The organism is Sporosarcina saromensis (genome assembly GCF_054901285.1).
In genome coordinates, this window is sequence record NZ_CM142738.1 from 1048288 (window position 1) to 1061173 (window position 12886).

The 12886-nt window shown below is 41.5% G+C and carries 14 protein-coding genes; 7 read left to right on the forward strand and 7 right to left on the reverse strand.

The window, feature by feature from the left end:
- Positions 1-48: 48 nt before the first annotated feature.
- From ACVHUV_RS05170 to ACVHUV_RS05180, 3 genes are all read right to left on the reverse strand, one after another.
- Complete coding sequence (locus ACVHUV_RS05170) at positions 49-1056, reverse strand: PstS family phosphate ABC transporter substrate-binding protein (RefSeq protein WP_462086317.1); 1008 nt, start codon at positions 1054-1056, stop codon at positions 49-51.
- A 253-nt stretch (positions 1057-1309) separates the two neighbouring features.
- Positions 1310-2119, reverse strand: coding sequence for a phosphate ABC transporter ATP-binding protein PstB (gene pstB / locus ACVHUV_RS05175; protein WP_371390484.1), 810 nt, complete (start codon positions 2117-2119; stop codon positions 1310-1312).
- Positions 2120-2939: 820 nt separating this feature from the next.
- The gene (locus ACVHUV_RS05180) at positions 2940-3380 is read right to left on the reverse strand and encodes a YtoQ family protein (RefSeq protein WP_462086318.1); all 441 of its coding nucleotides are present in this window, start codon (positions 3378-3380) and stop codon (positions 2940-2942) included.
- Positions 3381-3489: 109 nt separating this feature from the next.
- Here ACVHUV_RS05180 and ACVHUV_RS05185 point away from each other — a divergent pair, with 109 nt between their 5' ends.
- The 5 genes from ACVHUV_RS05185 to ACVHUV_RS05205 all read left to right on the forward strand — a co-directional run bounded on the left by ACVHUV_RS05185 (position 3490) and on the right by ACVHUV_RS05205 (position 7087).
- On the forward strand, positions 3490-5064 hold the full coding sequence (locus ACVHUV_RS05185) for an amidohydrolase (RefSeq protein ID WP_462086319.1): 1575 nt from the start codon (positions 3490-3492) through the stop codon (positions 5062-5064).
- Positions 5065-5105: 41 nt separating this feature from the next.
- The gene (locus ACVHUV_RS05190) at positions 5106-5543 is read left to right on the forward strand and encodes a hypothetical protein (protein ID WP_462086320.1); all 438 of its coding nucleotides are present in this window, start codon (positions 5106-5108) and stop codon (positions 5541-5543) included.
- A gap of 157 nt (positions 5544-5700) precedes the next feature.
- Positions 5701-5856 (forward strand): hypothetical protein, encoded by a 156-nt coding sequence (locus ACVHUV_RS05195; protein WP_462086321.1) that lies wholly within the window; start codon positions 5701-5703, stop codon positions 5854-5856.
- A 20-nt stretch (positions 5857-5876) separates the two neighbouring features.
- Positions 5877-6089: an RNHCP domain-containing protein gene (locus ACVHUV_RS05200; RefSeq protein ID WP_462086863.1), complete on the forward strand. Its 213-nt coding sequence runs from the start codon at positions 5877-5879 to the stop codon at positions 6087-6089.
- Positions 6090-6193: 104 nt separating this feature from the next.
- Positions 6194-7087, forward strand: a complete 894-nt coding sequence (locus ACVHUV_RS05205; protein ID WP_462086322.1) for a S16 family serine protease — start codon at positions 6194-6196, stop codon at positions 7085-7087.
- Between the two features lie 164 nt (positions 7088-7251).
- Here the strand turns inward: ACVHUV_RS05205 and ACVHUV_RS05210 are convergent, their stop codons facing one another.
- From ACVHUV_RS05210 to ACVHUV_RS05220, 3 genes are all read right to left on the reverse strand, one after another.
- Positions 7252-8862 carry a DUF4179 domain-containing protein gene (locus ACVHUV_RS05210; protein ID WP_462086323.1) on the reverse strand — a complete coding sequence of 537 codons (1611 nt, stop codon included), beginning with the start codon at positions 8860-8862 and terminating at the stop codon, positions 7252-7254.
- The gene (locus ACVHUV_RS05215) at positions 8840-9406 is read right to left on the reverse strand and encodes an RNA polymerase sigma factor (protein ID WP_462086324.1); all 567 of its coding nucleotides are present in this window, start codon (positions 9404-9406) and stop codon (positions 8840-8842) included. Before ACVHUV_RS05215 ends, ACVHUV_RS05210 begins: the two co-directional genes overlap by 23 nt.
- 301 nt (positions 9407-9707) lie before the next feature.
- Positions 9708-10142 carry a hypothetical protein gene (locus ACVHUV_RS05220; RefSeq protein ID WP_462086325.1) on the reverse strand — a complete coding sequence of 145 codons (435 nt, stop codon included), beginning with the start codon at positions 10140-10142 and terminating at the stop codon, positions 9708-9710.
- Positions 10143-10338: 196 nt separating this feature from the next.
- On the opposite strand from ACVHUV_RS05220, the gene ACVHUV_RS05225 reads away from it, so the two are divergent.
- Positions 10339-10947 carry a class I SAM-dependent methyltransferase gene (locus tag ACVHUV_RS05225; protein ID WP_462086326.1) on the forward strand — a complete coding sequence of 203 codons (609 nt, stop codon included), beginning with the start codon at positions 10339-10341 and terminating at the stop codon, positions 10945-10947.
- The gene (locus tag ACVHUV_RS05230; protein ID WP_317943600.1) at positions 10947-11141 is read left to right on the forward strand and encodes a YwbE family protein; all 195 of its coding nucleotides are present in this window, start codon (positions 10947-10949) and stop codon (positions 11139-11141) included. The genes ACVHUV_RS05225 and ACVHUV_RS05230 overlap by 1 nt, the downstream gene beginning before the upstream one ends.
- A 260-nt stretch (positions 11142-11401) precedes the next feature.
- On the opposite strand, the gene ACVHUV_RS05235 is transcribed toward ACVHUV_RS05230, so the two are convergent.
- A complete protein-coding gene (locus ACVHUV_RS05235; RefSeq protein ID WP_462086327.1) occupies positions 11402-12739 on the reverse strand; it encodes a uracil-xanthine permease family protein in 1338 nt (445 codons plus the stop codon).
- Between the last annotated feature and the right edge of the window lie 147 nt (positions 12740-12886).

Sequence of the window (12886 nt, forward strand, 5' to 3'; positions counted from 1 at the left end):
TGCAAGAAGATGAGGGCCAGAAGTAGCCCCATCCTCAAGTACTAATGGTTATTTCAGACCTTCCAAGAAGCTGATTGTTTCTTTCACTTCTGCTTCAGGAATTGGTGCAAAGCCTGTTTCACCAGCAAATTTATTAATGTTGTTCATGACATAGATTGCATAATCTTTCACTTGTGGCTTTTCTTTCGCGTGGTTCACGTTTAAGTACGTGAACACAGGACGTGTGAAGTCTGCATAAGCACCGTCTTCAGAAATTGTATCCAAAGCTGGTTCTACTGGACCGTTACCGAAATCAACGGATACAGCTTGCAATTTGTCTTGGTTGTTTACGTAGTAGCCAAATCCAAAGAACGCAATTCCGTTTTTGTCTTCAGATACTAAGTTTACGAGTGTTGAGTATTCTTGTTGCAAGTTTACATCACTCGCCATATCTTGTTTATCTAGAATTTTTTCATAGAAGAACTCATATGTTCCGTGGTTTTCGTTAGGCCCCATTGCATTGATTTTTTCATCTGGCCATTCTGGATTAATGTCTGACCACTTTTCAACGTTGCCATCTGCAAGGAAAATACTAACCAATTGTTCAGGTGTCATTTCATTAGCCCAGTCATTGTCTTTGTTAATAACGAATGTCAGACCATCCAAAGCTACTTTTAATTCTTTCACTTCAATACCAAGTTTGTCTGCTTCAGCTGCTTCTTCGTCTTTAATTTGGCGGGAAGCATCGTTAAAGTCTGTACCGTTTTCTACTAAGAATTTTTTGAAACCTGCACTCGTACCTGCACGGCTAACTTCTACGGATACATTTTCTTGTTCGTTTATCATATATTCTTCAGCTAAACGTGCCATTAAAGGATACACAGTACCTGATCCATCAATTACAACACTTCCTTCAAGCTCTTCTGCTTCCGGTTCTTTCGCTGATGCTGAATTCTTTTCTGAGGAATCACCTGCTTCAGCATCTGTCTTGTTGTCATCCGATTCGGATCCGCATGCTGCGATAATGACGGTGAATGCTGCAATGATCATAAATAAAAGTACCTTGTTGAACTTCATGTAACTAGTCCTCCCCTAAGTAAATGATCTGTTTTAGTATGAGGGGGGTTTCCCTCTCACAATTACAGCATAACGGTTGATTGTTAAGTGAGTATTGTAAAAGTGTAAAGGTTTTGTAAATGTGATTGTTATTTTAATAGAAAAAGTGTTCTATGAGGGGGTCATAGAACACTTTCAGGTAAAGCTGTATAGGGGGAATAAGTCAAGAAATGTAGAGCTGGAAAAGACAATTGAATATTTTGTTCAACACCTATTAACCAAAGCGCCCATTCACGTAGTCGTCAGTTAACGTATCAGTAGGATTATTGAAGATCGTCGATGTTTTGTTCTCTTCAATGATTTCACCGTTTAAGAAGAAAGCAGTACGATCTGAAATACGAGAAGCTTGCTGCATGTTATGTGTAACGATCGCGATCGTCACGTCATTTTTAATGGAACGAATCAATTCTTCGATTTTATGCGTAGAAACGGGGTCAAGTGCAGAAGTCGGCTCATCCATTAAAATGACTTCCGGATCGACTGCTAGACAGCGAGCGATACAGAGACGTTGTTGCTGACCGCCAGACAAGCTGTATGCACTCTTATGCAAGCGATCTTTCACTTCATCCCATAGAGCTGCTTTTTTCAAGCTTTCCTCAACAATGGTTTCCAGCATCGCTTTGTTGCGAATGCCATGGACTTTTGGTCCGTATGCAACATTCTCAAAAATGGATTTCGGAAACGGATTTGGCTTTTGAAATACCATTCCTACTTTGGAACGCAGGATTTCAACGGGCATAGATTTGCCTAGAATATTGTTTCCTTTAAAGGTGACGTTCCCAGAGATTGTCACGTCCGCTGTCGTTTCCACCATACGGTTAAGTGTTTTAAGGAATGTGGATTTTCCACATCCAGATGGTCCGATGATAGCAGTTACTTCTTTTTCATTAATAGACAACTCAATATTTTTGAGTGCGTGTGATGTTCCATACCAAAGGTTAAGTCCATTCGTTTCGTAAATTGGCTTTTTCCAGTTTTCATTACGGACGACAGACAGTGGGTTTTCTTTTATACGTTCGTGCATTAAGGTCATTTGGAAATCCTCCTAATTGTTTTGAGGCTTTCCTTTAGTATAGGGGTGGATTGTTGAGGGAGTGTGAAGGATGTGTAAAGAGTTTGTAAATTTGGGTGGGGGGCTTTTTGGGGATATGCTGCGTTATTGGAGGATTTGCGGCGTTTGTGAGGAGTATGCGGTGTTATCGGAGTTTATGCGGAGTTTGTGAGAAGTATGCGGTGTTATCGGAGTTTATGCGGCGTTTGTGAGGAGTATGCGGAGTTATGGGAGTTTATGCGGCGTTTAGAGGAAGAATGCTGAGTTATAAGAGTTTATGCCGCGATTTGGCTCGAAGCTTGTTTGTTACGTAAGATGCAGGAGAGTAATTAAAAAGAAAGCACTTTAGATCTTTCGATGTAAGAGATCTTTAAATCCGCGGGTGGTAGGAGTTGGTGACGGGGTGGTCGCGCTAAATGGGTTTTGACAAATTAAGGTTTTGGTTGGATTTTGGGGAAATGTGATGGTAGATGGAGTTTATGCGGTGTTAGGAGATAAAATGTCGAGATGTTCAGGGAAAAACGTATTTATTGACGCGAGTGAATCGATTAAGTAGCCTAACGCGTCGATAAACATCACTTAATGACGCGCGATCCCCGATTTTGCAGTCAAACGCGTCGATAAACGTCACTTATTGACATACGCCCCCCGATTTAGTCAGCAGTAGTGCAGGATAGAATGCGGAGATTATAGTTGCTAGATGAAGAAATAGCTAGCAGATACATAATAAATGAAGGAATTCTTATGAGGAAATGAAAACAAGGCTGTCCCGATTAGGGGAGAGCCTTGTTTTTCATTCGAAAATATAATGTAGTGCTTTGACGGCTTGATCCACTGTTTCGACGGTGGCGTGGGCTTTACGGGATAATTCTTTTAATGGGTGATGATGTTGTTCGGAACGGATGAGCATGAGTGGCTTGTCGTATGCAACGGCGGCACTTGCATCCATCGCGGTGTTCCACTGCTTGTATTGCTCCCCAAATAGGGCGATGACAAGATCCGCTTTTTTCATGAGCAGTTCGGTTCGTAAGTTATTGAAGCTTGATGCGGCTGCGTCTTTGAAGATGGCATTCGGTTGTTTGCCGAGAATTTCTTCTCCGATATTATCGGAACGATCGTGGTCTTCCATTGGGCCGACGAAGTCGATGGGCAATTTCAATGCGGCAACTTTTTGTTTCACTTCTTCTCGCCAAGCCGTATGGATTTCGCCTGCAAGGTAAACAGTTAGTCTCATAAAAAATCCCTCCTCAATTAGATAACTTCATTATAACATCGATATTCAGTAGGATTGCTCAATGTTGCATGAAAGTTTAGAATAAAAGATGAGAAGAGGAGGCGTTTACATGAAGACAATGTGGCATAATGGCACGCTTTATACAATGGAAAGAGAAGGCGATACAGCTGAAGCGTTGCTAACAGAAGAAGGTAAAATACTAGCAGTTGGTACATATGAACAATTGAAGGACCAAGCAGATAAGACTGTCGATCTTAAAGGGGCAGTCTTGTACCCAGGATTCATTGACAATCATATGCATATGATTGGGCATGGACAAAAATTACTGAGCTTGGATTTGTCGAAAGCCACGTCTTCAGAAGAGATGATGGATATGCTCATGAAGGCTTATCCACAGTTGAGCGAGGATGAGTGGTTCATTGGTGAAGGGTGGAATGAAAACAATTTCGCTGACCAAAAGATTTTTACGCGATGGGAATTGGACAAGGTGACGAAATCGCCGATGGTGTTGAAACGGACATGCCGGCATGCGGCGCTTGCCAATTCAAGAGCGTTAGCATTGGCCGGGATTACGAAAGACTCGCCTGATCCTGAAGATGGCGTTGTTGAGCGTGACGAAAATGGCGAACCAACAGGGTTTTTGAAGGAAGGACCGATGGATCGGTTGTTACAATTAATACCTCAGCCGTCTGAAGGAATGCTGACAGAAGCATTGGCGAAGTCTGTCGATGACTTGCTGTCACTAGGTTTGACAGGGGCTGTAACGGATGATTTAGGATATTACGGAGATTACTACAATCCATTACAAGCGTTTAAAAACGTAATTGGAGAACAAAAGAAATTCCGTGCGCATTTATTAAGAAGGTCGACGGTTTTTTCAAGGTTGATGGAGGAACATGCGACATATAATGAGCCATGGATCGATCCGGGGGAAATGAAATTCTTCATTGACGGATCGCTCGGAGCACGGACGGCATTATTGAGTGAACCATATGCCGATGCACCTGAAACGTCAGGCAATGCAGTCGTGACAGATGAGGAAATTGATACGCTGGTTGCGACAGCAAGAAAGTATGGAGAAGCTGTAGCCATTCATTTGATTGGTGATAAAGCTGTTGAAAAAGCGTTGGACGCGATTGAAAAGTATCCTGTGCCTGAAGGGAAACGTGATCGACTCATACATGTGAATGTGTTGCGTGATGATTTGGTAGAGCGGATGAAGAAACTTCCTGTCGTTCTTGATATTCAGCCGGCATTTGTCCCGTCGGATTTCCCGTGGGTAATGGATTGCTTACCAGAGAACCTTCATGACTGGGCGTATGCATGGAAACGGCTATTAGATGAAGGTTTCATTTGCGGAGCGGGGTCGGATGCACCGATTGAGGAAGTTGACCCGCTACTAGGCATTTACGCAGCTGTAACGCGAAGAAAGCCTGGACAAACGCACGAAGGCTATTTGCCGAAAGAGAAGTTGAGTCGATTTGAAGCGGTCGGTTTATTCACAACGGGAAGTGCTGCGACCATTGGAAAAGAACATTCACGCGGGAAGCTAGCAGTCGGTTTTGATGCGGATTTTACTGTTTTAGATAAGGACTTGTTTAAAGTGGATGAAGAAGAGATGCTCGATATTGCTGTTGTCATGACGATTGTAGCCGGGGATGTTATGTATAATTCCCGTGGGTAATGCCAGTTCTACTGATTCTATGCATAGGAGGAGGTTAGTAATTGAAGAGACTTTTACTAGGAACTGTGTGTGTAGCAGTAATTCTAGGAGGATGTATTGAAAAATCGAATGCAAATCAGTCAAATGAAAATCATACGGAAGAGATTAAGGAACTGAAGAAGCATATCGAGCAAATTAACTTGGAAAATGAAGAGCTATTAAAGACCGTTGAGGAGCAGAAAAAAGCGCTCGAATCAACGGAAGTGGAGCCCCCAAGTGATGCAAATATTGGTTCTGCTTTGATTAAAGCAAAAAAAATTGAGAAGTATCCACAAACTCTCTATAAAGAAATGACCCTTGACATCGATAGGGATGGTGAGGAAGAAATTATCGAACTGTATGTGAATGCAGGAAAAATGGAGGATGGCCAATTTGCCTGGGATGATGGACAGAACTGGTTGGTTTTTTCCCCGTCTTTCACTACAAGAGAAATGGATTAATAAAGAAGAGAATCAGATTAATCCCAAGGTGATGGAAAAGCTTAAGGAAATAGGCTTCGATGTGTAAGATCTTGTGATATGTGATGTGGACAGTTTTTTTTTGCTGTAGCTACATATCATGTGTGAAGTATCTTCAAGCAAAGATTGGAGGGGTTATGTGGCTATCTTAGTATGGATTTTTAGTATGCTAATTTTATATTTTGTCATCTATTCGGCGGTAAAGTATGGAATTGACAAGTCTGAGGTGGGGAAGTTAATTAAAAAGAAGTATGGGGATCAGAAGGTAGAAAGGGAAATGGATGACCGGTTTTGAGAGGTACCATACTATGAATAATTTATAGTTGCTATAAACGAGGTGATCGATCAAGCATTTGCAGCGGATTGATGAGACCGATTAGGTTAGATTATTCAGGTAAAAAAGGTTATCAAATTGTCCATGAATGCTTGAAATGTGGTAAATTACAAAGAAACAAGGTTGCTCGTGATACAGTTCAAGAAGATAATATTTTGAGCTTAATGACTACAACAGCATACTCACTCAACTAGATGTTTCTCAGCCTCCCGGTTTTTTAAGACTGTGGAGGCTTCTTGTATGAATAGGAAAAAGATAACTGGAATAATGTGAATAACGAATAGGAGAGGAAGAAGTTGTGTTAAAAAGTATTCTTTTAACAATTATATCCGTGCTTGTCTATTACTCGATTTTATTGTTACTCTACCTTTTTGATGTTATTTGGTCATTTGTTTTCTTAGTATTCTTGTTGTACGGCATCATAATAGTAGGTGTACTTTTTCTGGTTTTCTTTAAAAATTCCAGCTTAAAGAGATCATTCGGTGCTTCTATTGTGCTGTTAAGTATATTGTTTGCCTATGAGTTTCTGCTACTCTTTGATACATCCGCACCAGCTTATTCTGTAAAGAATTACATCCCGCCACATGAGTCAATCGCTGGATCTGGAATTTATTCGATCGGTATAGGTGAGATTGAATATGATAAAAAAGATAGTAAAGAGTTGATCCATACAGTACTGACTGAGCAAGGTGTGGACGTACTTTCTATTACTAAAATTGACAACATGATGATTTATGGTGTTAAAAATAGACAATTATTGAGCTGGTTACATCTCAGAAAAGAATATTCATCAAAGGAAATGGTGGAAACAGTGCAAGATTATTTAGGAAATGAAATGGATTGGGTATTGAATTGGGATAAAGAAGGAATTAGTGGTCATAGTGCAGGTCTCAGCTTAGCATTATCAGGGCTTTACAATAGAGGAGATTTTGAGAATCATATACCCATTGCCGTAACAGGTGGCATCAATAAGGATGGAAAAGTAACTAAAGTGGGAGGTATCAAAGAGAAACTTCAAATAATTGATAAAGCCGAAATTTCCATTGCTTTGTTGCCCACTAAAAACAAGAGAGAGGCAGAGAAACTTCGGAAGGAAATGAAGTCAAAGGTTTCTATATTTTATGTTTCTGATGTAAAGGAAGCTCAAAGGAAAATTGAAGAATTAAATTTGAAACACAAGGCCGCTCAATAGTTTTAGCATCAACAATATTTGGAGTGGACATCTATAATCTAAAAATTAGCGATTCAAGTGATGGATCGGACTGGTAGATAGTTAGTAATCTGCATGAATAGAAACCCTTTCCCTGAAATCTATAAAGAGCAAGTAGCCTAATTAAATTGCTACTTGCTCTGTTTTTAATTTTGTTCCAGCAAAGGAACCTTCGTTGCATTTTTAACCGGATAATATTGGGTCGTGGACACAAGATGTAACGTCAATTGCTCAGGAACCTCTTCTAGTCCTTCCAGTTCCAACTCGATCGTTGTTATGAAGCGGCCGTTCTTATCTGTTTTATTCAAAACGGAGCCACTCGGATTGCCTGGGTAGACGTTCCCTTTTTCATCAACCACTAACCAACTGCCGAGGTCGGAGGATTGAGCATCTTTGCCGCCTTCCAATGAAATGACGACAGAGGTCTCCTTTTGGATTGGATTAAGCGACTTTTTGAAGGAATACGCATTCTTCTTTTTGACCTTCGTAATCGTCAAGTGATTCCCTTTATAGTCAAATGATATCGGTTGTTTTTTTAATTCACTCGGTCGAACCGTCAGTGAGAAATTTGCAGGTTCTTTTTTATAAACACCATCCAGTACAAAGGATAAGTTGTCTTCTTTACTTGGAACAAATGAATCATTCCATTCGGTCTTGCCAATCTCTGCCGTGTCTTCACCAGAACTTTGTAGCATACCAATTGTGTCCGCACCCATCGGGTTACCTGTGGCATAGATTGTTTGACCATCAGCGTTTTCAACATGGTACGCAATGGCACTGTCAACACCATAGACGAGAGAATCCAAATGTTTTGCGCCAAAATCTTTTTCAAATTGGTTTCGAGCTTGCTCAGCAATTGCCAGTTCTTCTTGTGTAAAAGAGGTTTCGTACATAAATTCAGTGGAGGAAGGTGCAACCTGAAGCTTTTTCAGATCGATCACAACACCATGATGGCTAGGGATCGATTCATTCAAATCCACAGTTTTCGTCAGCTTTTGGGTTTCTTGCAAATCAACAGGTACTTCTAGCTGCCAGTTCCCTTTGACGCCATTCAACTCGACGAGGTCAAACGAAATCGTTAGCTTCTCAAAATCCTCTTGTCCACGTAATGAAAACTCAACAATGCCGTAATCGCTGCCTTCTTGCCATCCTGTACCTAAGCGGTTGAGAGTTTTTCCCAGTTGATCCATTGCTGTAATTGCATTGTCCGAATCAGATAAGTCCAGATACGTATCCTGGGGCTTGCCATCCTTCAACACTTGGTATGAAAGCGTTACTCTGGAAGAATCGGCAATGACATCTTCCACTTTTAAGGTGAGTCCTTGGTCCTCGACTGCTAAGTCAACCCGTTTTGTCAGTCCAGCCTCTGCGGCAACTTGTAATCCTTCATCTACTTGGTTCGATGAGAACATACCTCCGATGAGCTGAGCGAAACTTGGATGGAAAGTCGCACTGAGTCCGACGGCAAAAACAATTCCAGCAGCGGTCAGCATGACACGTTTCCATGGTGTGGAACGGCGAGATTTCTGCTGTTTTGGATACGGCTCAAGCTGATCCAAGACAAGTGAATTGAAATTGTCTGGCAAGGTAGGCATTTGCAATGTATCTTTGATAAATTGCTGTTCTTTTTTGAAAGCCTTAGCAACTTCAGCACATGCAACACACGAATGAATATGTCTTTTTACGTCCTCTTGCTCCTCATTCCCTAACAAGTTATCCACGTATTGAGAAATTTTATCCACCGTTGGACAGTTCATGAAAATAGCCTCCTTCACGTTTTACGGTTTCTCTCATTTTTTTCTTTGCTCGATGTAATTTATTACGGACGGTTGACAGGGAAACGTTCATAATCTCACTAATTTCCTCGTAGTTCATTTCATTTACATACCGAAGAAGAATGATTAGACGTTCATCATCAGGTAAAGTAGCAACCAATCGCTCTAACTGCCGGCTTTTCTCGTTTTTTAAGAAAATGATTTCCGGATGATTTGGATTGACCACTTTCTCTTCGTCTACTTCAACTTGCACTGTGGAATACTGCTTCTTGCGAAATGCATCCATACAGTGGTTGATAGCAACCCGATAGAGCCAGCTTGCAAATGGACCATCTGCTTTGTATTTGTCGAGATTGCGATACACTTTTATGAACGCATCTTGCACAAAATCTTGTGCATCTTGTGGATTTCTCGTCATCCGTAATACGGTTGCGTACAATTGATTTTTATATTTGTTGATAATGTGTGTATAGGCTTCTTTATCACCAGCCAACACTTGTTGGATCCACAACTGTTCCTCGTCCATAGTGACCTCCTTGCTGAAACGAACATGCGCATGTGTCGTTTTGTCTTTCATTCAGTATAACGGGTTGAGTGGAGGAATAATTTCATGTAACAGAATTTTATCGGTGGATTTGTTGAGCAATTGGATAGTTAAAGATGTTTAGGAAGAAAGAAGGGTCTTGACCGGAGCGGTATTCGTTTAGACAAACAGAGTCCATAGTCGATAAATCAGACTACGGACTCTGTTTGTATGTGCGTCAAAGCTTACATCCAACTTGCAAGCATTCGACAAGCTAGGCAAGTAATAGGAAGCCTTCTTAGTATTATATTGAATTCAGTTTAATGAATCGACGTATCATCCAGGCAACCGTCAGGCTGAATACCAAATGACTAGCTGTCCAATAGAACCACGCCATACCATCATTTGCAGCAGGTGGCCGGTCCGTAAAAAGTGTCAGGAAATACAGGATACCACTACCCGCTGTATAAACGGTCACGTAGGGCCAACTACTATATTGCTTGCCCCAAAAGGATAAAATGGAATAGAGGCCGACCACGCTAGCGATACAAAAGACAAAATGAAAGGCGATCCCGAATAAGTAGCTGTCTTTAAATACATGAATAATAGGGAAGTAATCTACGTTATAGAGTAAAATGTACGCTTCATTTCCAGTTAGAGAATATATGAGTTGCATAATCATCGCTAAAACTGCACCGCTTATAATTCCTATCCCGATTAATTGTAAAAATGTCTTCATCCATTCATCTCCTTTCAAGGCGTTTTGTCTTTTCATTCCCAGATCTACACAAGGTAAAACAGCAGGAATCCCCCTCATACATGAAAATCCTAGTATAGTTGCAGCTAATATGGTGCGATGAAAAATCGTTGACGCCTTAGCATCTAACTTCAATATGATAAACTTATGGAAAATGGCTGAAAGGAGTAGATGACGCATGACAAACACATGGCATGAACGTTTTTCAGGAGAGGAATACATCTATGGCAAAGAGCCAAATGAATTCATTGCGGGGGCTGCGCACATCCTGCAACAAGGAAAAGTGCTTTGTATCGCAGAAGGGGAAGGGCGAAACGCAGTTTACTTGGCATCCCTCGGCCACGACGTAACTACATGGGATTACGCACAGGCGGGCCTGGATAAAACCGAACGTTTGGCGAATGAAAAAGGGGTATCCGTCCAAACCGAACTTCGCGATTTAGCAGATGTGGAGTGGGAGGCAGAACAATGGGATGCTATCGTCCATGTATTCGGCCACTTGCCAAAAGATGTGATGGATTGGACGATAAAAGGAATCCAAAAATCACTTAAACGTGGCGGCTATTATATAAGCGAGTTATACACGAAAGAACAGCTACACTACCAAACAGGCGGCCCGAAAGATGAGACAATGCTTGTGGAACCTGTAGAACTTCTCAACCAGTTCAATAACTATTTTACAAAGCACTTTTTTGTCGGCGAATTGAATCGAGAAGAAGGACAACTGCACACAGGCATCGCCCACGTCGTGCAGTGTATTTTTCAGAAGAGAGAGGAAGACAACTAATGGACGGAAGAAATCGAAGTGATGTACAACCAGGCGTAAAAGTGAACGTCATCCTGAAAAAAGACCAACGGACAGGTGTAAAAACAGAAGGCATCGTGAAAGATTTACTCACAAACTCCAGCTACCATCCACATGGCATTAAAGTACGACTTGAAGACGGACAAGTCGGCAGAGTGTGTGAGATCTTGAAGTAAGTTGGAGAGGTGCAAGTGCCTGTTCGTTTAATCGCGTTCAGGCATTGCCACTCTAGAATAGCGATAAGCCCGCGTTCATGCTTACGCAAATACATGTAGTCGCTAAGTAAACAGAGTTCGTTCGTCGCATAAGACTTTCGCAATAAACAAGCCCCTTCCCGCTCAAAGATGAGCCGCCCGCTCCGAAATACCGACTATCACCATTTAAACCTAAAAACCGGTGAGAACATTGCCCTCACCGGTTAACAATTAACACTCACTTACCCAGAAGTCACTTCCGAATCATCGGCAACCTCTTTATTCGCTGGAATGAGCAAATTCAACAGCACCGTCGCAATTGCACCAACTGTAATTCCAGAAGAAAGGATGTAGTTTGCCCAATCTGGAACAGTAGCGAGCACTTCTTTCGGAAGTACAGTAACAGCAATTGTCAACAAAATCGGAATCCCGATGACCATCATGTTGCGGTCGTCAATAATAATCGGCTGAATGACTTTCATGCCGTTTGTTACAATCGCAACACAGACGATACCGAAAATCCCGTTAATGACCGGTTCAGGTATGCAAGTAATGAGTGTAGATAACTTCGGTACTAGTCCAAGACATACGAGAATTCCACCACTCACCATAATGACGGACCTGCTGGCAACGCCGGTAATCGCAAGCAACCCTGCGTTTGAAGAGTAGCCTGTCATTGGAGTGCTTCCAACAAGTGCTCCTGCGAAACAACCGAGTCCTTCTCCAACAGATGCACGGTTTAACCGTTTTTCATCTAATTCCTCACCAGTTACAGAGGAAACGACAAACCAAGTACCTGTCGTTTCTATTAAAATAATTAAATAGACAAAGATCATTGAAATGATGGCACCCATGTCAAAGACCGGTTTTCCGAAAGGTAGTAACGTTGGTAAAGAGAACCACGCAGCATCTTTTACCGGACTAAAATCGACTGTACCAAAAAACATCGCGGTAATAATGCCGCCAATAATTGCAAGAATAACAGAAACAATACGGAAAAAGGTACCGACTGCACCGAGCCTACGACCAAGCAACATACAAACGATGACAATACTTGCAGACACAGATGCAATAATAATATTGTCCCCAATATTTCCTTCAGCAATAAATATATTGTTCAAGCCGATTGGCATTAATGCAATTCCAACAATGATGATAACCGTTCCACCGACCAATGGTGGAATGACTTTTCGAACTGCTTTTGCAAACCATTTTAAAGGATATCCGAGTAAGGCAATTAATATCGCTCCGGGAATAAGACTGCCTGCAATCGCGCCCAGTCCAAGTTTTCCTCCAATTGCGGCGATCGCTCCGACAGGTACGTAAGATGGCCCTTGTACGACCGGCATCTTGATGCCTGCACCCGTTTGAATAAGTGTTGCGATACCTGTTGCTAAAAAGCACATTTGAATAAAAAATGCTGTGTTTTCGACGGTTAATGAAAGAAGTCCTGCAATGATAATTGGCGCAATATAAAGGTCCATTGCCAACACGTGCTGTAATCCGAGAATAAACGCTTTTGGTGGACTCACTTTTTCATTCACACCAATGATAATGCCGTTTGCTTTGTTCTTATTCACAACGATTTCCCCGCTTCTTCGTGGATTTGTTACTTTTCAATTGGATTATATATAATAAACGCTCGTTTGTATATAAAAACCGAATAATTAACTTAGAAAAAAATCATTCGTTCGTGTTTTCAGGTTGACGGTCGTATATGTTATTCG

Excerpts from the sequence above, each read along its gene's own strand:
- pstB (WP_371390484.1), bottom strand. The coding sequence starts at position 2,119 with ATGCACGAACGTATAAAAGAAAACCCACTGTCTGTCGTCCGTAATGAA.
- ACVHUV_RS05215 (WP_462086324.1), bottom strand. The coding sequence starts at position 9,406 with ATGGACGAGGAACAGTTGTGGATCCAACAAGTGTTGGCTGGTGATAAA.
- ACVHUV_RS05170 (WP_462086317.1), bottom strand. The coding sequence starts at position 1,056 with ATGAAGTTCAACAAGGTACTTTTATTTATGATCATTGCAGCATTCACC.
- ACVHUV_RS05185 (WP_462086319.1), top strand. The coding sequence starts at position 3,490 with ATGAAGACAATGTGGCATAATGGCACGCTTTATACAATGGAAAGAGAA.
- ACVHUV_RS05225 (WP_462086326.1), top strand. The coding sequence starts at position 10,339 with ATGACAAACACATGGCATGAACGTTTTTCAGGAGAGGAATACATCTAT.
- ACVHUV_RS05230 (WP_317943600.1), top strand. The coding sequence starts at position 10,947 with ATGGACGGAAGAAATCGAAGTGATGTACAACCAGGCGTAAAAGTGAAC.
- ACVHUV_RS05220 (WP_462086325.1), bottom strand. The coding sequence starts at position 10,142 with ATGAAGACATTTTTACAATTAATCGGGATAGGAATTATAAGCGGTGCA.
- ACVHUV_RS05210 (WP_462086323.1), bottom strand. The coding sequence starts at position 8,862 with ATGAACTGTCCAACGGTGGATAAAATTTCTCAATACGTGGATAACTTG.
- ACVHUV_RS05180 (WP_462086318.1), bottom strand. The coding sequence starts at position 3,380 with ATGAGACTAACTGTTTACCTTGCAGGCGAAATCCATACGGCTTGGCGA.